The sequence below is a fragment of the Bradyrhizobium sp. Leo78 genome (genome assembly GCF_059512425.1).
The window spans coordinates 1-1,319 of record NZ_JCAMOT010000145.1 but is presented as its reverse complement, the minus strand read 5'-3'; the positions used below and the strand labels follow the sequence as shown (position 1 = coordinate 1,319).

Below are 1,319 nucleotides of genomic sequence, written 5' to 3'. Positions count from 1 at the left end.
TGAGCAACCGGCGACATAGGTAACAGTTCAGACCGACGACATAGGTAACACAATTCTCGTTTCGTTCAGGTCTGTTGTTGTTGAGGCTGTGGACCCTGAGGGCAACGCGCAGCGTTGTCCTCAAGTCCACAGCCTTTTGCTTTACGTTTGGGTCTTCGGAGCTGGTCATCGCGGTGAGCGATCGTGCCGAGCACGATCGGGCCATAGCTGACGGTCCAGCCGTCCTGGTCCTCGGCCAAGCCGACAGGCTCGCCGATCAGTGCTTCGCTGATATAGATCGTGTTGCCCTGCCACTTGATCTCTCCGTTGTGCCGGACCGAGCGAACGTCCTGGTCATCAGCGTATTCCGGCTTGCGCAAGATACCGTGGAAGCGGCGCGAGGAGGCCTGGTAACGGTCGGCTGGCGTGGCATTGTCGAGCGATTGGTGCGGACGCTCTTGGTTGTAGAGATGCTGGAAGCTGCGCAAGCGCTTGAGCTGCTCGCGCATGGTGGGAGCCGGCGGATTGGCAACGTCTTGCAGCAGGGTCAGGTGCATGCGCTCGTGGCGGCCGTTCTGCTGAGGTTTGCCCGGCGCAATGCGCTCCGGCGTCACGCCGGCCTTGATCAGCTTGACCGACAGCCGCGACAATCCTCCGGCGCCGCGCGAGGCAAACGGCGAGCCGTTGTCCGAGCGCATGTAATGCGGCAATCCAAACTCGCGGAACGCCGCGTCCAGCACCGGCCAGACATGATCCGTGTCGGTGTGTGCCAGAGCCTGGCAGCGCAGCAGATAGCGGCTGTAGGCATCTGTGATCGTCAGCGGCTCGCAGCGCATGCCGTCCCCGGTCAGGAACCAGCCCTTGAAATCGATACACCACACATCGTTGGCCGCCTCGCAGCCGGCAAAGGGCGCGCTCGAGGGCGGGCTGCGGCGGCGCAACTTGCGCTTCACCGTCAGCCCCTCACGGTCGAACAGCTCGCCGATCGTGCTGGCCGCTGGCCATGCCGTCCGGGGTGACTTCCGTTCGAGAAAGGCAAGGACCTTGACCGGTCCCCAGGTCGGATGCGCCCGACGCACCTCAAGGCAGCGTTCGGCGACCTCCTCCGCAATGCTCTGCGGACGATGCAGGGGAGCTCGCGGACGATCGAACAGACCGGCCGCCCCTTCTTCCTCGAACCGCGCAAGCCATTTGTAGCCCACCCGACGGCTCACTCCGAACCGCCGGCACACCGCCGCAAATGACTCCTCGTGCTTTTGCGCCGCCACCACAAACCGCATCCGTTCATCCACAGCACAGGTCTCCATCCAACCCATCGGCAAGCTCCTCCTTGCCGATCA

1 pseudogene is annotated in these 1,319 nt (G+C 63.5%); it reads right to left on the bottom strand.

The features are described 5' to 3' along the window. Window positions 1-179 precede the first annotated feature (179 nt). Window positions 180-1,295, bottom strand: a pseudogene (locus AC5ZG1_RS43940) (integrase core domain-containing protein); the annotation flags it as partial. Between the last annotated feature and the right edge of the window lie 24 nt (window positions 1,296-1,319).